A 21,662-nucleotide genomic window follows, 5' to 3' on the forward strand; every position below is an offset into this window, starting at 1 on the left:
TGGCGGGCAAAGCTTTTTTAACACCCTTTCTCATCCGCCTGTGGAGGGCCTCTCACCCCTGACCTGACGCAAAGCAGTCAGGCTGACGCCTCATCTATACTGCTGCTTCTGTTAGCTGAAGGAGCCCCATCATGGGACTACGCTGGTTCACTCCCGGGTCACCGCTGGCACGCGTGCTGTTTATGCTCGCCTGCCTGACCCTTATTCTGACAGGCCTCTATCTGGCCGCTCCGCTCATCAACCAGGTTCTGCTGGCGATGCTGCTGGCTATCATGCTTGACCCGTTGATTACCCGGCTGGATAAAAAGCGCATCCCCCGCATCGTCTCGTCACTGCTGGTGATCAGCCTGATGCTGTTTATCATGGTCATCACTACCCTGAAACTCTCGGTGCTGACACCGGATTTGATGCAGCTCAGTCGTCAGGCGCCGGTGCTGCTGGCCGCCCGACTGGATCAGCTGACGCTGGCTTTTGCCCGGCTGGATATTGCCGTCACCCCCGACAGATTACTGGCCTTTGTGGATGCGGGGGCGATAGTACGTATCGTCACCGCCTTTCTGACGCAGATCCCGGGGGTGATCTCCTGGTGGATTATGGTGTTCCTGATGCTGCTGTTTATGCTCTATGAGATGCCGCTGCTGAAAAATGCGCTGCAACGGCGTATGCAGGGAGAACAACGGGCCTTTTATCTGGCGTTACATGAGGGGATTCAGAGCGTTATTGTTTATGCCCGGGTGAAAACGCTGACCAGCATTCTGGGTGGGGTGGTCGTGGGTGTTGGCGCACATCTGATCGGGCTGAAGTTTGCCTTTTTCTGGGGCGTGCTGATGTTCATTTTTAACTACGTGCCGGTGCTGGGTTCGTTTCTGGCGGCCATTCCGCCCGTCATCCAGAGCTATCTCCTGTTCGATCTGCAGGTCGCGCTGGCGGTAGCCCTTTTCTTTGTGGTGCTGAATCTCTGTCTGAGTTCGGTGATTGAACCGCTGCTGATTGGCAAGCGACTGAATCTGGCACTGACCACGCAGCTGCTGGCCTTCCTGTTCTGGCAGTCGCTGCTGGGGATTACCGGCGGGATACTGGCCATTCCGTTGACCTTTCTGATCAAAAAAGTCCTGCTGGCGAGTTATCCCCGGCAGGACCCGATTTCTGAGTTAACGCAGTGACGGCGTTTTCACCCGCCAGCTGCGGGTGAGACGTTTTTCAATCTCTACCACGGCAAAGATAGCGATGCCGACCAGCAGCGAAATCAGCCAGTAGTTGATCGGCAGCGGGCGGGTACCAAACAGCGTGTTCATCAGAGGCACATAAATGATGATCGCCTGCAGGATAATCAGCACCAGCGTGACGAGCCAGAGGCCCCGGTTTTTCAGCAGACCGCGATCCAGCGAGAAGCCATCGGTGTTACGGCAGTTCAGCATATAGACCCACTGCGCCGTCACCAGCATCTGCAGCAGCACGGTGCGGATAAACTCCGGGGTATAGCCGCGCGGCTGCAGCCAGGCTTCCAGCACAAAGGCACTGACCGCGATCAGCAGGCTGACAAAGACCACGCGCCAGATGGCGTAGACATCCATAACGTGGGCCTTAACATTGCGCGGTGGCCGGCGCATCACGTTAGCTTCGGCAGGCTCAAACGCCAGACCAAACGACAGCGTGGCCGAGGTCGCCATGTTCATCCACAGAATCTGAACCGGCGTTAACGGCAGCAGATTGCCCATCAGAATCGCGATGATAATCAGCAGCCCCTGTGCCATACAGGTTGGCATGACAAACAGAATGGTCTTTTTCAGGTTGTCATAAACCCGACGCCCTTCTTTGATCGCCGCCGCGATGGTGGCGAAGTTATCGTCAGCCAGAATCATATCGGCCGCCTCTTTGGTGACCTCCGTGCCTTTGATGCCCATCGCAATGCCCACGTTAGCCTGTTTCAGGGCGGGGGCATCGTTCACGCCGTCGCCGGTCATCCCGACGATCTCCCCACTCGCCTCCAGCGCTTTTACCAGACGCAGCTTATGTTCCGGGCTGGTGCGGGCAAAAATGTCATAGGTTTTCGCGGCCGTGGCCAGTTCGGCGTCGCTCATATGCTCAAGCTCATAACCGGTAATGGCGGCCTGGCTGTTACCGATCCCCAGCATCTGACCAATCGCCATCGCCGTTTCCTGATGGTCGCCGGTGATCATTTTGACGCGGATGCCTGCTTTCTGGCACTCATCAATGGCCGCAATGGCTTCCGGACGTGGCGGGTCCATCATGCAGGCCAGCCCCAGCAGAACCATCTCACTTTTCAGATCGGCGTGATCCAGCGACGTCACGGGAGCGGCGGTTTTCTTCCAGGCGGCAGCGACGGTGCGCAGCCCTTCGCTGGCGTAGGTGGTGATGGCCGCATCCCAGTATGCCCGATCAATCGGTTCCGGGCCGTCCGGGGTCTGCTGCTGCTGGCACAGCGTCAGCAGGACATCTGGCGCGCCGGTCAGCAGCACCCAGGATTCGCCATTAATCACACAGCTGACGGACATATATTTGTAGAGGGAATCAAACGGCAGTTTGCTGATCACCTCCACCGGCTGCGGGGTCATCAGGCCTTTAGCCGCCAGCACCTTGAGCGCCCCTTCGGTCGGGCCACCGACGATGGTCCAGTGTCCCTGACTGTCCTGACGCAGCTGGCTCTCGTTACAGATATCGATCGCCTGCAGGAACTGCTGGAACAGGGGGTCCTGCGCCGCATTCACACTGCCCTGCTCCGCCACGATCTCCCCTTTGGGTTCGTAGCTGTTGCCGCTGACGCGCCAGCGGCTCTTCGCCAGCACCACCGCTTTCACGGTCATCTCATTCATGGTCAGCGTGCCGGTTTTATCGGAGCAGATCACGGACATGGCGCCCAGCGTTTCCACGGTCGGCAATTTCCGGATAATCGCATTGGATCGCGCCATCGACTGGACGCCCAGCGACAGGATGATCGAGATAATGGCGGGCAGACCTTCCGGCACAGTAGCGACGGCGAGGCTGATCACGGAGAGCAGCAGTTCGCCCAGCGGGATATCCCGCAGCAGATAGCCAAAGATAAACAGCACCACCATCATCGCCAGGATGATGAGAAAAATCGCCTTACCAAGTTTATCAATCTGCACCAGCAGCGGGGTTTTCGCTTCTCTGATGCCGCTGATCATCGCGTTGATATGGCCCAGTTCGGTGTCGCCGCCGCTGGCAATGACCACGCCTGATGCGGTACCGGAACTGACGGTGGTGCCGGAGAAGGCCAGATTCAGTCGGTCGCCCAGCGATTTTTCGCCGCTGAGCGTATCGCTGTTTTTTGAGACCACGGTCGATTCGCCGGTGAGAATTGCTTCTTCAACCCGCAGATTATTCACTTCATACAGTCTCAGGTCGGCCGGAATTTTATCGCCGGGCCGCAGCATGACCACGTCACCCACCACGATATCGCGCGTCGGCACCGTAACCTGTTTGCCATCCCGAATCAGCATCGCTTCGCTGGCGAGCATATTCTGGATGCTTTTCAGTGATTTCTCGGCATTGTTCTCCTGAACAAAGCCGATGAGGGCGTTAATCATGGCCACGCCAATAATGACAAAGGTATCCACCCAGTGCCCCATCATCGCGGTGATCACCGCCGCCGCCAGCAGGATATAGATCAGCACATCTTTAAAATGGGCGATGAATTTGAGCAGCGCAGAGTGGTCAGCCTTTTGCGGCAGCGCGTTCGGGCCCTGCTTCCGCAGACGTTCCTGTGCTTCGGCAGTCGATAATCCGGCGGGCGAGCTTTTCAGATCAGAAAATATCTCTGTCACACTGCGCTGATACCAGGGGCGCTCAGATAAAGCTGACGCTTTATCCTGCTTATCATTATTTAGCATATATAAACCTCGTGCCATTTAGCGATGAATTAAAGGCGCAATTAAAGGCACGCATTTTGCGGGAAGTCTTGCACGTCGGTTATGACCGATATCATATTTAGGTAAGAAACGTCCGATGGATAACATAAACGGGCAAAATTAAATCTGACTTATATTATGAGAATGACAAGATGCTTTTCGTTTAACTACGGTTTAAGTCATCTGAGGCAGTGTGCTTCGGCTTATATTCAGCCTTGAAAAAGGAAACGCTGATGAAAAAACAGAGCATTATCATGCTTTGCGGTTTCGTTATTTTCGCGGTCACCGCCACGACGCTGACAGGCCTCCTGACCTGGCTTGTGGTGAGGCAGCTGGCGGCATAAAACGGATTCACAAACCTGTTGCCGTTGCGGCAGACGCAGACAACGAATATTAAATTTTATTTTATCCCGGTTGCGAAAAGCATCAGGGCGAATTACGCCTTCATGTTTATCGTGCCGCCGTGAAATATCTGCAGCTAAGGCGAAGACAATGATTAAACGCAAAGTTATCTCTGTTTTTCTCTGCTGTTTTTTTATGACAGCGTGCGATGAAAAAAAAGAACCGGAAGCGCCGCCGCCCCGCGTCGTTAAAGTTTTTACGCTTGAATCGGACATGGCGCAAAATATCCGGGTCTTTCCTGCGCGTATTCAGGCCGGAGATAATACCGATCTCGCCTTTAAACGGCCGGGCCAGTTAATTCAGCTCGATATCCGGGATGGCACCGCGGTGAAAGCGGGACAGGTTCTTGCCAGCCTGAACGATGCCGATGCGAAGCTGCGGGTGCGGGACCGGCAGACGGCGCTGCAACTGGCGGAGCGGCAGTTTCAGCGTTTCCGCACGCTGGAGCAGCGCAGCGCCGTGTCGAAGTCAGAGATGGACGTACAGCGAGCGAACCGCGACACCGCCGCGACGGCCCTGAAAATCGCGCAGGAAGAGCTGCAGTTTCTTACCCTGCGCGCGCCGTTCGACGGGGTGATAGCAAAAGTGCAGGCGCGAAATCATCAGGTGGTGGCCGCCGGGCAACCCATTGCGCTGCTGACGCGATCCGATCTGCTGGACGTTATCTTTACCGTGCCGGAAACCCTCTTCTCCGCGCTGGACGTTCAGAACCGTCACTATCAGCCCGAAGTGCAGTTTAACGCCCTGCCGGGCCGCATTTTTACCGCGCAGTACAAAGAGCACACCAGCCAGACCAACGCCGCGACGCTGACCTGGCAGGTGGTGCTGACCATGCCGCGTCCGGCCGATCTTCCGGGCGTCAGCGGCCTCAGCGGCTCGGTTCGCGTCAGGCTGCATAATCTGCCGAATGCCGCCGCCCAGCCGCGGCTGGTGGTGCCGGTGGCCGCCGTGTTCAACCCGGACCGCAGCCCGACTAATCAACCGCACGTCTGGCTGGTCGACGAAGCGGGCGACGGCTTACGCGTCACTGACAGGCCGGTCACCACGGGCCGCCTCACCGCTCAGGGCATCGAGATCCTGAGCGGGCTGAAGCCGGGCGACCGTATTGTCGCCGCCGGTGTGGGGGAGCTGCGCCAGGGTGAAGCGGTGCGCATCTGGCAACGTGAGCGGGGGTTATAATGGGGATTCAGGCGCATTTTCTTGATAAGCCCGTCCGCATCTGGCTGGTCATTCTGCTGCTGGGCGTGGGCGGTCTCTATGCCCTGCTGAACATCGGCCGTCTCGAAGATCCGCTGTTTACCATTAAGTCGGCGGTGATTGTCACCCACTATCCCGGCGCATCCGCGCAGCAGGTGGAGGAGGAAGTGACGCTGCCGCTGGAAAATGCGCTGCAACGCCTGCCTTATCTGGACAACGTCACCTCCATTTCAGGCAACGGCCTGTCGCAGATTACCGTGAATATTCACCCCCGCTATCTGGCCGATCAGCTGCCGCAAATCTGGGATGAGCTGCGCCGCCGGGTCGGCGATGCGGCCCGGCAGTTTCCCCCTGGCGTGCAGGCACCGCTGGTCAACGACGACTTTGGCGACGTCTATGGCTACTTCTTCGTCATTCACGGCAAAGATTTTACCAACAGTGAGCTGCGCAACTATGCCGATCAGCTGCGCCGCGATCTGGTGCGGGTACCCGGTGTGGCGAAAGTGGCGGTGGCAGGCGTTGAGCAGGAGGAGATCCGCATCGCGCTCTCCACCAGCAAAATGACCGCTTACGGCATAACGCCGCAGCGCGTGGCCGACCTGCTGAGCCGCAACAATGGCGTTGCCAGTGCCGGTGCGCTGCGGGTTGAGAGCGAGTCGATCCGCTTTCATCCCACCGGCGAGCTGGTGACGCCTGACGATCTGGCTGATCTGCCCCTTCTGCCCGCTGGCAGTCCGCAGAATCTCCATCTGCGTGATATCGCGACCCTGACACGCGGCGTGACCGATAATCCGGCCAACCTCTACTTTGCTGACGGGGAAGCGGCGCTGGCAATTGGCGTTTCGTTTGCGCCAGGCGTCAATGTGATCGACGTCGGCAATGCCCTCACCGCGAAGCTGGAGCAGGATCAGCAGGACACCCCCGTGGGGATCAGCCTGAAGGTTTTCTATAACCAGGCGCACGAAGTCAGGCAGTCGGTCGATGGCTTTATCCTCAACTTTCTGATGGCGCTGGCCATCGTGGTGGGCACGCTGCTGCTATTTATGGGCCTGCGCAGCGGCATGGTGATTGCCGCCTCGCTGGCACTTAACGTGCTCGGGTCGCTTCTGATCATGTTTCTTTTTAACCTCGAGCTGCAGCGGGTGTCGCTGGGTGCGCTGATTATTTCACTCAGCATGCTGGTGGATAACGCCATCGTGGTGGTGGAAGGGATAAAGATCGATCATCAGCGCGGCCGCCCTCTGCAACAGGCCATTGCCCGCATGGTGCGTCGCAGTGCCCTGCCGCTGCTGGGTGCCACGGTCATCGCGATTCTTGCCTTTGCGCCGATTGGACTGTCGCAGGATTCCACCGGTGAATATTGCAAATCGCTGTTTCAGGTGCTGCTGATCTCCCTGATGCTGAGCTGGATAACCGCCCTCACCCTGACGCCGGCGTTTATCCACTGGAGTGAACGGCGACGGGGTGCGATTCAGCCTGAGCAGAACGCCGCCTCAGCGCCTTACCAGGGGGTGGTTTTCCGGCTCTATCGTCAGGTGCTGGGTGGTCTGTTGCGTTTTCGCCTGACGACGCTGACGGTGATGGTGGCACTGTTAGCCCTGTCGCTGTATGGCTTTACCCAGGTGAAGCAGAACTTCTTTCCTTCCTCCGGTACACCGATCTTTTTTACCGATCTCTGGCTACCCTACGGCACCGATATTCACTACACCGCCGGGACGGCAGAGGACATTGCGCGCTTCATCAATCAGGAGCCGGGCGTCGCGGCGACGGTGACAACGGTCGGTCAGGGCGCGCTGCGCTTTACGCTTACCTATGACGCTGCACGTCAGTACAGTAACTTCGCCCAGATTATGGTGCGGGTGAAGGATGGCAGGCAGATGGAGGCCCTGTCGCTGAAAACCGAGAGGTTTATCCAGCAGAACTATCCGCAGGTCAGGCCACGCATTAAGCGCATTCAGTTCGGCAGCGCCAGCGACAGCGCGATTGCACTGCGGGTTATCGGCCCCGATCCTGAAGTCCTGCGTCATATCGGCAGCCAGCTGGATGCGATTTTCCTGGCTGATGGCTCAGCCTTCCCGGCGCGTAACGACTGGCAGGAGCGCAGCAAGGTGCTCCGCCCGCTCTATTCGGCGCTGCGCGGGCAGGAGCTGGGCATTGATAAGCGGGATATTGACCAGGCGCTGAGGATGAATTTCAGCGGTGACGCGGTAGGCCTTTTCCGTGACGGTTCGCGGTTGATGCCGGTGATGCTCTACCCCGCCGATGAGGAGCGGCAGAGCGTCGATCATATTGAGAATATCCAGCTCTGGAGCAGCGCTCTCCAGCACTTTGTGCCGATGAGCAATGTGATCGCTGACTTCCGGCTGGCGTGGGAAAATCCGCTGATTATGCGTCGCGATCGGACGCGCGTGCTGACCGTGCAGACCGATCCCGATCCGGCTTCGGGGCTGACCGCCGCGCAGGTGGTGGCCCGGGTTCAGCCACAGATCGATCAGCTCAGACTGCCCGCAGGCTACCGGCTGGAATGGGGTGGCGAGCTGGAGAGCTCACGTGAAGCGCAGAGCGGCCTGCTCAGTTCGCTGCCGGTGGGCTTCCTGGCGATGTTCATCATTACCGTGCTGATGTTCAACTCGCTGCGCGACGCCGTGGCTATCTGGATTACGGTGCCGCTGGCTTTGATTGGCGTGACCTGTGGCTTTCTCCTCACCGGCATTCCGTTTGGCTTTATGGCGCTGATTGGCCTGCTGAGTCTGTCGGGTATGCTGATCCGCAACGGGATCGTGCTGATTGAAGAGATCCGGCTGTTCCGCCAGGAGAAACCTTTGCAGCAGGCGATTACTGATGCCGCGACGTCACGTCTGCGCCCTATCCTGCTGACCGCCTTCACTACGGTGCTGGGTCTGCTGCCGCTGCTGCGCGACGTTTTTTTCCAGAGTATGGCGGTGGTGATTATCTTCGGCCTGGGGTTCGCCACCGTGCTGACGCTGCTGGTGCTGCCGGTATTGTATCGCTGCTTCCACGGTCGGGAGCAGGAGGCGCAGGGTGAATAAGAGCGGGCTGGCGATGCTGAAGACGCTGGCCTGCATCGCGGCAGTGTCGTTTTTTACGCTTTATCAGAGTTACGATCGTTACTACTACGATGTCAGCCTGACGCTCAACGTGCTGAGCTTCGTCTCCACCATCGCCACGCCGCTCTATTTTCTGCTCAGCGGCTATATGGATGCGGGTGAGCAGCCTACCCCTGCGTGGCAGCTCGGCAGGATTCGCCGCATTCTGCTGATCTTTCTCTTCTGGTTCAGCTTTTTCTGGCTTACCGGGATGCATCACAAGGGGTATCTGATTCAGCCGTGGTTTGTGATCGCGCTGATCGTGATTTATGCGTCGCATCCCCTGATCGATCGGCTGGTCCGGCGGCCGGGCGTCATGGCATTGCTCATTTTTCTGCTGCTGATTTTCGCGTTTACCTACGATCTGCTTGCCAGTCTCTCTCTGGAGAGGCGGTTGTTTTCACTGCCGCCGCAGTATCGCATCTGGACATGGGTGCTCTACTACCTGTCGGGCCGGCTGATGGCCGCACCGGCGGTCATGCCCTTTTTCACCTCACCGCGGGTGATAAAAACCAGCCTGCTGCTGCTGCCTGCGGTCTACCTGTTTACCTGGCTCTACGAGCGGTATTACTTTATTGCGCGCTTCCTGGCGACCAGCAACGAGGTGCTGCTGACCGGTTCACAGGTTTATCTGCTGGTGGTGCTGATCGTCATCAGCATCAACGCCATCCGGCTGCCGGCGCGCGCCCGGTGGGTGACGCCGCTGCTGACCACGCTGGGAAAGACCATGACGGGTGTTTACATCCTGCACTATCTGATTTTTGGACTGCTGGCCGCAGCGATCCGCATCGAGACGCTGGGCGATAAGCTGCTGGTTATCGCCCTGACCCTGATATTCAGTATGACAGTGTCACTGCTGCTGCTGCGTATCCCCGGCGTGCGCAAACTGATCAGCCTGTAGCCGCGCTGCTGCCGCTTCGGTTGCCGCACGGCGCGTGACGATAAACGCTGCCATCTTCGCCCGGGCTGCTTCGACTTCCTGAGGGGGCGCACTCTGCGGAGAACCGCTGTTGTAGGGCGGAGCGGGATCGTATTCCATCTGCAACTGAATCGCTCTGGCTGTCGCGTCATCCGCTATCTCCGCCACCAGCGTCAGGGCAAAATCGATGCCGGAGGTCACGCCCGCTCCGGTGATGCGATTGCGGTCCCGGACCACCCGCTCACTCACCGGCTGCGCACCCAGCAGAGCCAGCTGATCCAGGGAACCCCAGTGTGAGGTGGCCCGGTAACCCTGTAACAATCCGGCGGCCCCCAGCACCAGCGAACCGGTGCAGACCGAGGTGACCCACTGCGCCTCACCGGCTCGCTGCCGGAGGAAGTCCAGCGTTTCCGTGTCCGACATCAACGCAATCTGGCCCGGCCCGCCGGGCACAAAGATCACATCCAGTGGCGGGCAGGCTTCAAAGGTGGTGGTCGGTACAATCGACAGGCCCCGATCGGATCGCACCGGCTGAGTATCCTTCCAGATCAGATGGCACGCCACGCCGGGCGTGCGCGCAAAGACTTCCCAGGGACCGGTCAAATCAAGCTGGGTGAGTTCAGGGAACAGCAGCAGACCTATCTGTAACGGACGAGGCATGGAACACTTCCTGTCAGGAGGTAAAGGATCATCATGCCGTGATCCCAGATCCGAATACAACGCCCCGCCCCTTTTTTCGGTCTGAGGAGTCCCGCGTCGTCAGGGCACACCGAGAAACCGCAGCAGCGCCGTCATCGCCGCCGCTCCGAGAATAATCATAATCAGCGGTGCCCGACGCCAGGCCAGCAGCAGGGCAAAGCCGACTCCGGCTACCCGGGCCACCCCGGCAAAATGGTGACCTTCAAACAGCGTCGTGGTCGCCGCCACCGCCAGCAGCAGGATGGTTGCAGCATCGGAGAGCATCTGCTGTGAGCGCTCACTGATAGGAAGACGGTTGCCCAGCCTGACACCGGCAAACCGCATCAGCCAGGTGCCGGCGGCCAGCAGGGCGATGCCTGCGATGAGGGTTCCCTGATGCATCATTTGCGCGATCTCCATGTCAGCAGGCCCAGCAGCGAAAACAGCACCGGCATGCCTGCCGGTACCAGCGGCGTCGCCACCAGTGACAGCAGCGCGCCAACGGTGGCGGGGATCCGGGTGCGTCGCTGCCGCAGCGCCGGGAAAATCAGAGCGATAAGAATCGCAGGAAACACCGCATCCAGCCCGATGACCGAAATATCGGGGATGAACTGACCAATCATCGCCCCGGTCATCACGGTGATCGGCCAGATCAGCCCGATACCGATGCCGCACAGCCAGAATGCGCAGCGCCGCTGAGCCAGCTGCGGCTGAGAGATGCCAAAGACCACGCTTTCATCGTTCATGATGTGACAGCCAAACCAGCCCCGTGGTCCCTGACCCACCAGATCCTTGACCGCGATGCCAAACGGCAGGTGACGCGCGTTCACCAGCAGGCCCGCCGCGGCGGCGGTAAAGGGACTGCCTCCGCCAGCTACGATGCCGATAAACAGAAATTCTGACGCCCCCGCCAGCACCAGCGTTGAGAGGGCCAGCGGCACCCAGAGCGGGAATCCGTCGGCAGACGCCAGCGAGCCATAGGATAAACCGACAATACCGTCAGCGACGCAGACAAGAAAGATCGCTTTGATCACCCCCTTGTCCAGAACCTGCATGTGCGGAAAAAGCATCACTCCCTCTCATAATGAACATATAATCCGATATAATGAACACGTTATAATCGATTTACAAGTCGAACGTTTCGTTCGATATAAAAAACAGTGCATCTGTCAGGAGTGCAAGTGAATACCCCTATCAGCATTATCGCCAGTGCATTAGTGCGGGAACGTCAGCGGGCAGGCCTGTCGCTGGCCGAAGTGGCACGCCGTGCCGGGATTGCCAAATCGACCCTGTCACAGCTGGAGGCCGGTGTGGGCAATCCCGGCATTGAAACGTTGTGGTCACTCTGCGTGACGCTGAACATCCCCTTTTCGCGCCTGATGGAGCCGGACACCCGTCAGCTGCAGGTGATCCGCCGAGGAGAAGGCCTGTCGGTGACCGCTGAGCTGGCCGATTATCAGGCCATTTTACTGGCTTCCTGTCCTCCCGGTGCCCGGCGTGATATCTACCTGCTGGAGGTTCAGCCTGGCAGCGAGCGCGTTTCACATCCGCATAATCCCAATACGGTCGAGCATATTATTATTGCCCGCGGCCGGGCGCTGGTCGGGCCGGTCGACACGGCGGTCGAACTGAACGTCGGGGATTACATTACCTATCCGGGTGACGAACCTCATCTTTTCCGCGCACTGGAAGCGGATACGCTGGCGATGATGATTATTGAGAATCACTGATCACCCTCCGGTCAGGAGAGACTGACTCTGTTCGGGCGTCAGGTGGGTAATCAGCTGCACCTGACACGCCAGCGTGATGGCCGGATAGTGCTCACGCATCCCCGCCAGCAGCACCGCATCCGGCCACTCTGCCTCTTTTCCCAGTGCGGCGGCGACATCGGATAACCGCAGGGTATCGATCCGCGTCACCCACACCACCACCGAGTCCGCCGCATTCTGCTGATTGACCAGCCTCAACGGACCGGTGACGATCTCGCCCTCCTGCCAGCGCACCGTCGAGGTTTTTTCACCACGCCTGACGTCAGGCATCAGACGCGGAACGAGTGTGAGTTGTTGCATGACCTCTCCTTTTTTGGCGTCCCGGTTGAAAAGAGCGCCATAAATGTTATGTTATAACATATCAATTGGTCACTCATTACAGGTAATACTATGCCACTTTCCACCCTGACATCAGAAGATCCGCGTCTCCCCGTTGCGGTTCTCTCCGGCTTTCTCGGTGCCGGTAAAACCACCCTGCTTAACCATATTCTCAACAACCGGGAAGGACGCCGCATCGCGGTCATCGTCAATGATATGTCTGAAGTGAATATTGACGCGGCCCTGGTGCGTAACGGCGGTGCGCAGCTGTCGCGCACCGATGAAAAACTGGTTGAAATGAGCAACGGCTGCATCTGCTGCACGCTGCGTGAAGATCTGCTGGTAGAGGTAAAAAGGCTGGCTCAGGCGGGACGTTTTGACCATCTGGTGATTGAATCCACCGGTATTTCGGAGCCGCTGCCCGTGGCGGAAACCTTTACGTTTGAGGATGAAGAGGGTGAAAGCCTCTCCGCCTATGCCCGGCTGGACAGTATGATCACCGTAGTGGATGGCTTTAACTTCCTGCGCGACTACCGTTCGGTGGACGATCTGCAGTCGCGCGGTGAGTCGCTGGGCGCGCAGGATGAGCGCGCGGTGGTGGATTTGCTGGTGGATCAGATCGAGTTCTGTGATCTGCTGGTGCTGAACAAAACGGATCTGCTCAGCCCGGCGGAGCTGCATCAGCTGCAGGGCATGCTGCGGGCCCTCAATCCCCATGCCCGCATCGTAAACAGCGAATTCGGGCAGGTTCCGCTGGCGACGCTGCTCAGCACCGGCCGGTTCGATTTCGACCGGGCCGCGCAGGCTCCCGGCTGGCTGCAGACGCTGCGCGGTGAGCATCAGCCGGAATCAGAAGAGTACGGTATTCGCAGTTTTGCCTGGCGTGCCCGTCGTCCTTTTCATCCGGCGCGCTTCTGGCAGGTGGTCAATCACCAGCTGGAGGGCGTGATCCGCTCTAAAGGGTATTTCTGGCTCGCCAGCCGGCCGGGTTATGCGGCGCTCTGGTCACAGGCGGGCGCGGTAGCGCGCCAGGGTTACGCCGGACGCTGGTGGGCCAGCGTGCCACGATCCGACTGGCCGCAGGATGCGGACACCCTTAACTTCATCGCTGAACAGTGGCAGGAAGGCGTCGGGGATGCACGTCAGGAGCTGGTCTTTATCGGTATTGAGATGGACGAGGCACATATACGGGACGCGCTGGAACAGGCGCTGCTGACTCCTGAGGAGATGGCGATGGGACCGGAGCAGTGGGTCACCCTGCCCGATCCGGTGCCCGCCTGGTTTGATGAGGTGACGGCCTGACAGGTGAGTTGACGGCACTTCCGGGCTCCGTAATAGTGAACTGACCCGGCGGGCGACCCTCGCCCGCCGATCTTCATTCCGGGGAAGCCAACTATGCCACAACGTATTGCCGTTATCGGTGCCGGCGTGCTGGGTTTAGCCGTTGCGCAGTCGCTCTCCCGCCGCGGCGCGCAGGTGACGGTCTTTGATAAAAACCTTCCCGGCTGCGGCACCAGCCAGATCAGCTATGCCTGGGTTAACGCCAACGGCAAAGATCCCGCCCGTTACCATGAGCTTAATGCCGCTGCGATTGACGAACACAAGCGCTGGCAGGCTGCACACCCGTCATCGCCACAGTGGCTGCTGGAAACCGGTACGCTGGAGTGGGCGAGCGATGAAGCCACTCAGCGTCAGCTGGAACAGCGAGCCGCGAAACTCTCCGCCCTGCACTATCCCGTCGTAACCCGCGATCGTGCCGCGCTGCTGAGCGCACTGCCGGAGCTTCGGCTCGATCCCCGCGTTCAGCAGGGATGGTTTTTTCCTTCGGAATGCCTGCTCTATCCGAGCCTGTTTATCGCCTCTCTGATAGCCGACCTGCGGGCCAGTGGTGGCCAGCTGGTCTGCAACAATGAGGTGACCACGCTGACCGAATCAGACCGCGATGTTCAGCTGACCCTGGCCAGCGGTGAAACCTGGCAGGGGGATCAGCTGGTGCTGGCCTCCGGCCGCTGGGCCCCGGAACTGATGAGCCAGTGCGGGCTGCAACTGGCGATGACCGATGCGAACCGGGCCGATCCTGTTGCCTGCAGTTTTCTGGCACAGACGCAGCCGTTACCCGTCTCACTCAACTGCAATCTGATTACGCCGGAACTTAATGTGCGCCCGGATGGCGCGGGTCGTCTGATGCTGCAGGCACTGGATCTGGATCAGCACGCCGATCCGGCCCGTCTGGCTTCTCCTGATGGGCTGATTGGAAAAGAGATGCTGCGACGCCTGCAGCGGCTTTTCAGGCAGTGCGAGGGCGCGAGGATTGAGCGGATAGAAACGGGACAGCGGTCGCGGCCGTCCGATGGACTGCCTGCGCTGGGGTATATCAGTGATGCTTCACGTGTCTACCTGATGGTCAGCCATAGCGGGATGACCCTTGCCCCGTTGCTGGGCAGGCTGGTGGCAGAGGCGATGCTGAGCGGAACAGCTTCACCGATGCTGAGTGCTTTTGCTCCGCATCGGCTGCTGCGTCCGCTCAGTGCGGGTTCCAGACCCGCACCTGCCTATCTTCCGGCTGCTCAGTAACGCTTAGCGGCGATTCTTCCACACGGTCTGGACGTTACAGAACTCATGTACGCCGAAATGTGACAGTTCACGGCCGTAGCCGCTTTTTTTCACGCCGCCGATGGTGACACGCGGATCGGACGCGCCGTTGCCATTCACAAAGACGGCCCCGACTTCCAGCTGCAGCGCCAGCTGATCGGCGATCGCTTCGTTGCCGCTCCAGACGGTGGCGCTGAGGCCAAAGTCGCTGTCGTTGGCGATCTCCAGTGCATGTTGTGGATCGCGTGCGACCGCAATGGCGGCGACGGGGCCGAACAGCTCCTCTCTGAAAGCGGTCATGGCAGGCGTAACATCGGCAAGAATAGTCGGAGCATAATAATTCCCCTCCCCTGCTACCTTCTCGCCGCCCAGTACCAGACGGGCGCCTTCACGCAGTGTCGCCTTAACCTGACCATCCAGTTCATCGCGCAGATCGGCGCGTGCCATCGGGCCGAGGAACGTCTTTTCGTCCAGCGGATCGCCCATCGTCAGGGCCTGCACGGCTGCGGTGAAGCGTTTTTCAAACGCTTCTGCGATTGGGGCTTCCACAATAAAGCGCTTGGCAGCCATACAGACCTGTCCGGTGTTCTGGAAACGTCCGATGACGGCTGATTTCACGGCTTCATCAAGATCGGCGTCTGCCAGTACGATGAAGGGATCGGATCCGCCCAGTTCCAGCACGGTCTTTTTCAGTGCTGCGCCCGCCTGTGCGGCAATGGCGGCACCTGCCCGAACGCTGCCAGTCACCGCAACAGCGGCAATCCGGTCATCCTTGATGGCGACGGAGACCCCATCATTGTCGACGTTAATCAGGTTAAAGCCACCAGCTGGCAGATCGGTTGCTTCAAAGAGTTCCGCCATCAGCGTGGCGCTTCCCATGACGTTTGGCGCGTGTTTCAGCAGGTAGGTGTTCCCGGCCAGCAGCATGCTTACTGCACCGCGCAGAACCTGCCACAGCGGGAAATTCCACGGCATCACCGCCAGGATGACGCCCAGAGGACGAAACCGCTGCCAGGCATCGGCAACCTGCGTCGGCTGATCGGCCAGCATAGCCGGGCCATGTTCAGCATACCAGTCGCACAGGTTCGCGCATTTCAGAACCTCTGCGCGCGCCTGAGCAATCGGTTTGCCCATCTCGAGGGTAATGGTGCGGGAGAGATCGTTTTCCCGCAGTCGGATCTGTTCGCCCAGCTGACGCAGGACATGAACGCGATCGTCCATGCTGCTGCGCTGCCACAGGGCAAAGGCAGAGGCGCTTTTTGTCAGTGCCTGTTCAAGTTCTGCAGGGCTCTGAAGAGGATAACGAGCCAGAATTTCGCCGGTTGCCGGATTGCGTGAGAGTACATGTTCAGTCATGGTGCCCTTTCCTTATTCTTTCAGTGATGAAAAGACGATACGCGCTGAAGTTGATGATGAAAAATGAATAATAGTGAGGAAGTTGTTTATTTTTCGAGAATGCAGGTGGCAGGATTGCTGCGAAGCGGCTTCCGGCGCGAAATGTACAGAGAGAGACGAGATGCAGCATAAACGCTTCTGAAGCATAAGCGAATGAGGAAGTTATCCACTTATACAGTGACCCGATCCTAAAAAACGATCCTTAATAGATCATATAGAGATCCTAAGAGATCCCCGATCGTCGCAGGCCGCACCCACCAAGGGCTGAAAGGGTGATCGCGTTCACTATAATCAGTAAAGTGTTCACTGTAATCAGTACTTTATTCACTGTACCAGGTAGCATGTTCACTGTAAACAGTGCTAATGTTCACTGTAGTCAGAAAACGATCCCTTTCATCCACAGAATGAAGATCCTACGCCATGGCAGATAAAGACAATGAAAACAAAGCGTTGCTAGAACCTTTTCTGTCAGTGACCAAAAACAGTGGTGAAGTTATTCAGCTTCATCCCAACAAGAATAATACCGTTCAGCCGGTCGCCTTAATGCGTCTGGGACTGTTCGTGCCGACCCTGAAATCGACGGCACGCGGTAAATCCGGTGCGATGGCCTCAACGGATGCGACTAAAGAGCTGAAGAACCTGACGCTGGTGAAAGCCGAAGGGTACGAAAAGATTACCATTACCGGCGCGCGGCTGGATATGGATAACGATTTCAAAACCTGGGCGGGCATCATTCAGTCGTTCTCCCGCTATCCCACCAAAGGCGATACCGTCACACTCCCCTTTATCGACTTTGTGAAGATGTGCGGCATTCCCTCGGCAAACTCTTCAGCCGCACTGCGTAAGCGCCTGGACGCGTCGTTACGCCGTATCGCGACCAATACCCTCTCCTTTGAAGGCAATGGCAAGGCGTATCACACCCACCTTGTTCAGTCTGCTTATTACGATCGCGAAAAGGATATCGTGCGTATTCAGGCTGACCCAAAGCTGTTCGAACTCTATAACTTTGATCATAAAGTCCTGCTTCAGCTGCGTGCGATATCCCGTCTGAAGCGCAAGGAGTCTGCTCAGGCGCTCTATACCTTCCTGGAGAGTCTGCCCACCAATCCTGCCCCTATCTCACTGGCACGCCTGCGCATGCGCCTGAATCTGGGCTCCAAGACCACGACGCAGAACCACGTGGTACGACGTGCGATGGAGCAGCTGAAAGAGATTGGTTATCTGGACTATTCAGAAGTAAAGCGTGGTCGCTCAGTCTTTTTCATTATCCACAGCCGTACGCCAAAGCTGGATGGCATCAGCAATCTGGAGAGTATCGACTCCCTGGATGACATCGAATTTGATGACTAACGGCTCGCGTTCACTGTAATCAGCAGACCGCGTGGCAGTGTCACTTTCCCGCTGCCTGTGGGAAGCGAGCCTCTCCTCACCATTCACTGTAATCAGTCACCACCACCCATTCACTGTATTCAGCAACGTTCACTGTAATCAGTAGCCTTTTATCTCTCAGAACGATAACAGCGATAATCCTTTTCCTGCAGATGCCACCGTTTCAGGGCTTTAACGAAAGTGTGTACTCACATACATTTCTCGTCATCTTCTCTGCGCTGACGTTTACTGATTACAGTGAACGTTCCGGGCCGTCCTCTTATCCCCTGTTGCTGATTACAGTGAATGCAGCAATCTCTCCCTGCTTTAAAGCAGCGTGATGATGATGCACCGGTTCAGCGCGCTATGATCCTCTGCCGCCAGGGTCAGAACAGCGGGGTTGCGTTACTGATTACAGTGAACAGTAACAGGCTAAGGCTGCCGTTATACAGGGTGGCGGATTGCTGCGTGACCGCTACTGATTACAGTGAATGTTTCTGACGCCTGCCTGAAGCTTGCATGCTGATCAGGAGACGAGCGGAAGCGTTATACTGACTACAGTGAATGTTGTACTGATTACAGTGAATGTTTCTGACGCCTGCCTGAAGCTTGCATGCTGATCAGGAGACGAGCGGAAGCGTTATACTGACTACAGTGAATGTTGTACTGATTACAGTGAATGCCTGGCAGTTAACGAACAACTGCTGCTCCTGTTTGCTGATTACAGTGAACGTTAGCAGGGAATCAGAGATACCCTGCAGGACGTTGTCAGTTACTGCGTCAGGCAGGGCCCTGATTAATCCTTACAGCGGCCAAACCGGATCTGACATTTCTGCTGATTACAGTGAATGTCAGCCTGGACTTTGTTCACTTACCGACTACAGTGAATAGTATCCCACAGTGGGCGCGACTGATTACAGTAAACGTTACCAGCCACACGCAGTTAGCTATCCGCCGGTGAAGTGACAGTTTCACCTTTTATCTGCTGTTCCGCGCCATGTTTGCCCTCCGCGAAGAAGGTCAGCAGACTATTGCTGATTACAGTGAATCTTTGCCTTGCCCTTTCTGCCTGACCTGGCGTATAACATCCCCCTGCTGATTACAGTGAACATCAGACTGGTCATCGTCGGCAGACTGAACGCTACTGATTACAGTGAACGTTTTGCTTTTTGCTGGCTGAGCCACGAAAGCGACTTCTTCCCGCTAAAGGCAGATATCTGCAGGTTGCACAATTCTGATCTGGCGAACCATCCTGCCGATCGCTATCGGCATTATGATTAGGCTGCTGCTGATTACAGTGAATGTTTTCCGCTTATCTTCCTGTGCCTGCTGTTTTTCCCTCTTGTCTGTCATTGCAATGATGCACTGCTTACCCTTAAGCGGTTCACTCATTACAGTGAACGTTGTGCTGATTACAGTGAATGTTCCGGTTCTGAGCGCGCGATATCGTTCCGCTCTGCAGCAATAGTGTGATGAAGCTCACTATAACCCGTGCTGTTACATAAAAACGCAGATTATGTTGAGAAGATAATTTATTGCCTCATGTGCAGGATTTCTGTATAAAGTCGTAAATCCTACATATCTGGAGCAACTATGGCTAACGACGACAAGCAGGTGATGAAGGTTGCACAGCGTTCAGAACGCATGCTGCTCAGCCTCACCGAGCAGATTCAGGCGCAGAAGCAGGAACTGCATGAAAATACCTATTATCAGGTCTACGCCAAGGCGGCGTTAGCCAAGTTGCCTAAACTGACCCGAGCCAGCGTCGATTATGCCGTCAATGAGATGGAAGAGAGTGGCTATCAGTTTGATAAACGCGCCGCAGGGACGTCTGTTAAGTACGCCATGTCGATCCAGAATATTATCGATATTTATCATCATCGTGGCGTGCCGAAGTATCGCGACCGCCATGGTGAAGCCTACACCCTCTTTGTCGGCAATCTGAAGGGCGGCGTTTCCAAAACCGTTTCTACCGTTTCCCTGGCGCACGCGCTGCGCGCCCACCCCCATCTGCTGTTTGAAGACTTGCGTATCCTGGTTATTGACCTCGATCCGCAGTCCTCAGCCACGATGTTTCTGAACCACGAGCGCTCAGTGGGGCTGGTAGAGGCGACGGCTGCACAGGCGATGCTGCAGAATGTCTCGCGGGATGAGCTGGTTAACGAATTTATCGTTCCTTCAATCATTCCCGGCGTTGATGTGCTCCCAGCCTCGATTGACGATGCCTTTATCGCTTCGCGCTGGGATGAGCTTTGCGCTGAGCATCTGCCACAGCAGAACGTTCACGCCGTGCTGTATGACAACGTTATCGCTAAGCTGAAAAAAGATTATGACTTTATCTTTGTCGACAGCGGGCCGCATCTGGATGCGTTTCTCAAGAACGCCATCGCAGCTTCTGACCTGCTGATGACGCCGGTTCCTCCGGCCCAGGTTGACTTCCACTCAACGCTTAAATATCTGACTCGCCTGCCAGAGCTGATCGCGATTATTGAAGATTCCGGCGCAACCTGCCGCTTACAGGGCAACATCGGCTTTATGTCCAAGCTCTCAAATAAAGCAGACCATAAACTCTGCCACAGCCTGGCAAAAGAGATTTTTGGTGGCGATATGCTTGATGCAGCCCTTCCCCGCCTGGATGGTTTTGAACGTTGTGGTGAATCCTTTGATACGGTCATTTCCGCGAACCCGTCGACCTATGTTGGCAGCAGCGAAGCCCTGAAAAATGCGCGCTCCGCCGCAGAGGATTTTGCAAAAGCCGTTTTCGACCGTATCGAATTTATTCGCCTGAACTGAGGTTTGTATGAGCGCAAAAAGAATTACGATTGGCAGAACCTTCAGCCAGACGCCACTGGAAAATGATGCACCTGACAGCCAGCACAGCCAGACTTTCGTGCTGGCCACCGGCAAGCGTGCGCAGTTTCGTTTTGAACGCATTGCCGCAGGCGATGTTGAAAGCAAAACCTTTGTCACGATGGAAACCAACGGACGCGATCAGGCAGGACTGACACCTGATTCCCTGCGTGACATTATCCGCACCATTAAACTGCAGCAGTTTTTCCCTGCGATTGGTGTGATGCGTGACGGACGCATTGAGATCCTTGACGGCTCACGTCGCCGTGCCGCTGCGCTTTACTGCAAGACCGGTCTGGATGTCCTGATAACCGAATCGCCTGTCACCGCCGATGAGGCGCGCAGACTGGCGCAGGATATTCAGACGGCCCGGGAGCATAACCTGCGTGAAGTGGGGATGCGACTGCTGACGCTGAAGGATGGCGGATTATCACAAAAAGAGATTGCCGAAAATCAGGGGCTGTCTCAGGCAAAAGTCACGCGTGCGCTTCAGGCTGCCAGCGTGCCTGCCGATCTGATTTCGCTATTCCCTAATCAGGCTGAACTCACCTATCCGGACTATAAGGCGTTATTACAGGCAGCGGAGAAGCTGAACGAGTCAGGACAAAGCACAGAGGCGCTGATTGAAGCCATCTCGATGGAAATTGATGTGGTGTGCGCTCGCGAAGGTCTGGCGGAGGATGAGATTAAAAATCACATCCTGCGACTGATTCGTCAGGGGAGCCAGACGCTGATTAAGGAACCGGAGAAAGATAAAACGCACTCTGTGGCGCTCTGGTCATTTGCAGACAAAGATCGCTTTGCCCGCAAAAAGGTGCGTGGCCGGATGTTCAGCTATGAGTTTAACCGTCAGTCGAAAGAGCTGCAGGAAGAACTGGATAAAGTCATCGCCGAGACGCTAAAAAAATATCTCAACCGCTGAGTTCATGCTTTTCTCATCAGCCAGCCTTCGGGGCTGGCTTTTTTTTATGGTTATCCCTGCATACGCCGTCTGACAGACGACTTAAAGCCGAATTTCAGGCTGAAATCGCCATAATTTCAGCGTGTGTGTGATAATTAACCTGTTGAATAGCATGTATTTATTGATGAATTGTCTGCTTTCAACCGTCATGAAATCGCCACGTCATCAGCCCCTTTGACGCGCGCTTCGTTGCCGCCTGGTTTACGCTGAGGGCAT

At 57.0% G+C, this 21,662-nt stretch carries 17 protein-coding genes; 10 read left to right on the forward strand and 7 right to left on the reverse strand.

The features are described from left to right. Positions 1-131 precede the first annotated feature (131 nt). A complete protein-coding gene (locus FJW00_RS08700; RefSeq protein ID WP_140923603.1) occupies positions 132-1,163 on the forward strand; it encodes an AI-2E family transporter in 1,032 nt (343 codons plus the stop codon). On the opposite strand, the gene FJW00_RS08705 is transcribed toward FJW00_RS08700, so the two are convergent. Both FJW00_RS08705 and FJW00_RS22335 read right to left on the reverse strand, forming a co-directional pair. After that, on the reverse strand, positions 1,152-3,872 hold the full coding sequence (locus tag FJW00_RS08705) for a cation-transporting P-type ATPase (RefSeq protein WP_140923605.1): 2,721 nt from the start codon (positions 3,870-3,872) through the stop codon (positions 1,152-1,154). The genes FJW00_RS08700 and FJW00_RS08705 overlap by 12 nt on opposite strands. A gap of 227 nt (positions 3,873-4,099) precedes the next feature. Then, entirely contained in the window at positions 4,100-4,507 is a 408-nt protein-coding gene (locus FJW00_RS22335; RefSeq protein WP_258317028.1) for a hypothetical protein, read from the reverse strand. Here FJW00_RS22335 and FJW00_RS08710 point away from each other — a divergent pair. The 3 genes from FJW00_RS08710 to FJW00_RS08720 are packed head-to-tail and all read left to right on the forward strand — an operon-like array spanning position 4,428 to position 9,497. Next, positions 4,428-5,471 carry an efflux RND transporter periplasmic adaptor subunit gene (locus FJW00_RS08710; protein WP_258317026.1) on the forward strand — a complete coding sequence of 348 codons (1,044 nt, stop codon included), beginning with the start codon at positions 4,428-4,430 and terminating at the stop codon, positions 5,469-5,471. The two genes, FJW00_RS22335 and FJW00_RS08710, sit on opposite strands and share 80 nt — an antisense overlap. Further along, the gene (locus FJW00_RS08715) at positions 5,471-8,539 is read left to right on the forward strand and encodes an efflux RND transporter permease subunit (RefSeq protein ID WP_140923610.1); all 3,069 of its coding nucleotides are present in this window, start codon (positions 5,471-5,473) and stop codon (positions 8,537-8,539) included. Before FJW00_RS08710 ends, FJW00_RS08715 begins: the two co-directional genes overlap by 1 nt. After that, positions 8,532-9,497 carry an acyltransferase family protein gene (locus FJW00_RS08720; RefSeq protein ID WP_140923612.1) on the forward strand — a complete coding sequence of 322 codons (966 nt, stop codon included), beginning with the start codon at positions 8,532-8,534 and terminating at the stop codon, positions 9,495-9,497. Before FJW00_RS08715 ends, FJW00_RS08720 begins: the two co-directional genes overlap by 8 nt. Here the strand turns inward: FJW00_RS08720 and FJW00_RS08725 are convergent. From FJW00_RS08725 to FJW00_RS08735, 3 genes are all read right to left on the reverse strand, one after another. After that, on the reverse strand, positions 9,447-10,175 hold the full coding sequence (locus tag FJW00_RS08725; RefSeq protein ID WP_140923614.1) for a DJ-1/PfpI family protein: 729 nt from the start codon (positions 10,173-10,175) through the stop codon (positions 9,447-9,449). The two genes, FJW00_RS08720 and FJW00_RS08725, sit on opposite strands and share 51 nt — an antisense overlap. A 99-nt stretch (positions 10,176-10,274) precedes the next feature. Further along, the gene (locus tag FJW00_RS08730; RefSeq protein WP_009092737.1) at positions 10,275-10,598 is read right to left on the reverse strand and encodes an AzlD domain-containing protein; all 324 of its coding nucleotides are present in this window, start codon (positions 10,596-10,598) and stop codon (positions 10,275-10,277) included. Then, complete coding sequence (locus tag FJW00_RS08735; RefSeq protein ID WP_181161934.1) at positions 10,595-11,263, reverse strand: AzlC family ABC transporter permease; 669 nt, start codon at positions 11,261-11,263, stop codon at positions 10,595-10,597. Before FJW00_RS08735 ends, FJW00_RS08730 begins: the two co-directional genes overlap by 4 nt. A 111-nt stretch (positions 11,264-11,374) precedes the next feature. Between FJW00_RS08735 and FJW00_RS08740 the strand changes: the two genes are divergently transcribed. Continuing rightward, a complete protein-coding gene (locus FJW00_RS08740) occupies positions 11,375-11,923 on the forward strand; it encodes a helix-turn-helix domain-containing protein (protein WP_046102838.1) in 549 nt (182 codons plus the stop codon). On the opposite strand, the gene FJW00_RS08745 is transcribed toward FJW00_RS08740, so the two are convergent. Further along, the gene (locus tag FJW00_RS08745; protein ID WP_046102837.1) at positions 11,924-12,262 is read right to left on the reverse strand and encodes an ASCH domain-containing protein; all 339 of its coding nucleotides are present in this window, start codon (positions 12,260-12,262) and stop codon (positions 11,924-11,926) included. Between the two features lie 90 nt (positions 12,263-12,352). On the opposite strand from FJW00_RS08745, the gene zigA reads away from it, so the two are divergent. Next, positions 12,353-13,582 (forward strand): zinc metallochaperone GTPase ZigA, encoded by a 1,230-nt coding sequence (gene zigA, locus FJW00_RS08750; RefSeq protein ID WP_058957251.1) that lies wholly within the window; start codon positions 12,353-12,355, stop codon positions 13,580-13,582. A 93-nt stretch (positions 13,583-13,675) separates the two neighbouring features. Further along, positions 13,676-14,854 carry an NAD(P)/FAD-dependent oxidoreductase gene (locus tag FJW00_RS08755; protein WP_140923616.1) on the forward strand — a complete coding sequence of 393 codons (1,179 nt, stop codon included), beginning with the start codon at positions 13,676-13,678 and terminating at the stop codon, positions 14,852-14,854. A 3-nt stretch (positions 14,855-14,857) separates the two neighbouring features. Here the strand turns inward: FJW00_RS08755 and FJW00_RS08760 are convergent, their stop codons facing one another. Beyond that, positions 14,858-16,228, reverse strand: coding sequence for an aldehyde dehydrogenase family protein (locus FJW00_RS08760; protein ID WP_140923618.1), 1,371 nt, complete (start codon positions 16,226-16,228; stop codon positions 14,858-14,860). Positions 16,229-16,687: 459 nt separating this feature from the next. On the opposite strand from FJW00_RS08760, the gene FJW00_RS08765 reads away from it, so the two are divergent. From FJW00_RS08765 to FJW00_RS08775, 3 genes are all read left to right on the forward strand, one after another. Then, positions 16,688-17,617 (forward strand): RepB family plasmid replication initiator protein, encoded by a 930-nt coding sequence (locus tag FJW00_RS08765; protein ID WP_009092744.1) that lies wholly within the window; start codon positions 16,688-16,690, stop codon positions 17,615-17,617. Positions 17,618-19,228: 1,611 nt separating this feature from the next. Next, positions 19,229-20,428: an AAA family ATPase gene (locus tag FJW00_RS08770; protein ID WP_009092746.1), complete on the forward strand. Its 1,200-nt coding sequence runs from the start codon at positions 19,229-19,231 to the stop codon at positions 20,426-20,428. 7 nt (positions 20,429-20,435) lie between these two features. After that, positions 20,436-21,407 (forward strand): ParB family protein, encoded by a 972-nt coding sequence (locus tag FJW00_RS08775; protein WP_140029285.1) that lies wholly within the window; start codon positions 20,436-20,438, stop codon positions 21,405-21,407. Positions 21,408-21,662: the final 255 nt, after the last annotated feature.

Source organism: Pantoea anthophila (assembly GCF_006494375.1).
Lineage (GTDB): Bacteria > Pseudomonadota > Gammaproteobacteria > Enterobacterales > Enterobacteriaceae > Pantoea > Pantoea anthophila.

Bases quoted from the DNA above. Each gene is read 5' to 3' on its own strand.
- FJW00_RS08735 (WP_181161934.1), bottom strand. From the start codon at position 11,263: ATGCTTTTTCCGCACATGCAGGTTCTGGACAAGGGGGTGATCAAAGCG.
- FJW00_RS08760 (WP_140923618.1), bottom strand. From the start codon at position 16,228: ATGACTGAACATGTACTCTCACGCAATCCGGCAACCGGCGAAATTCTG.
- FJW00_RS08770 (WP_009092746.1), top strand. From the start codon at position 19,229: ATGGCTAACGACGACAAGCAGGTGATGAAGGTTGCACAGCGTTCAGAA.
- FJW00_RS22335 (WP_258317028.1), bottom strand. From the start codon at position 4,507: ATGTCCGATTCAAGCGTAAAAACTTTAACGACGCGGGGCGGCGGCGCT.
- FJW00_RS08700 (WP_140923603.1), top strand. From the start codon at position 132: ATGGGACTACGCTGGTTCACTCCCGGGTCACCGCTGGCACGCGTGCTG.
- FJW00_RS08705 (WP_140923605.1), bottom strand. From the start codon at position 3,872: ATGCTAAATAATGATAAGCAGGATAAAGCGTCAGCTTTATCTGAGCGC.
- FJW00_RS08755 (WP_140923616.1), top strand. From the start codon at position 13,676: ATGCCACAACGTATTGCCGTTATCGGTGCCGGCGTGCTGGGTTTAGCC.
- zigA (WP_058957251.1), top strand. From the start codon at position 12,353: ATGCCACTTTCCACCCTGACATCAGAAGATCCGCGTCTCCCCGTTGCG.
- FJW00_RS08725 (WP_140923614.1), bottom strand. From the start codon at position 10,175: ATGCCTCGTCCGTTACAGATAGGTCTGCTGCTGTTCCCTGAACTCACC.
- FJW00_RS08730 (WP_009092737.1), bottom strand. From the start codon at position 10,598: ATGATGCATCAGGGAACCCTCATCGCAGGCATCGCCCTGCTGGCCGCC.
- FJW00_RS08745 (WP_046102837.1), bottom strand. From the start codon at position 12,262: ATGCAACAACTCACACTCGTTCCGCGTCTGATGCCTGACGTCAGGCGT.
- FJW00_RS08765 (WP_009092744.1), top strand. From the start codon at position 16,688: ATGGCAGATAAAGACAATGAAAACAAAGCGTTGCTAGAACCTTTTCTG.
- FJW00_RS08710 (WP_258317026.1), top strand. From the start codon at position 4,428: ATGACAGCGTGCGATGAAAAAAAAGAACCGGAAGCGCCGCCGCCCCGC.
- FJW00_RS08775 (WP_140029285.1), top strand. From the start codon at position 20,436: ATGAGCGCAAAAAGAATTACGATTGGCAGAACCTTCAGCCAGACGCCA.
- FJW00_RS08715 (WP_140923610.1), top strand. From the start codon at position 5,471: ATGGGGATTCAGGCGCATTTTCTTGATAAGCCCGTCCGCATCTGGCTG.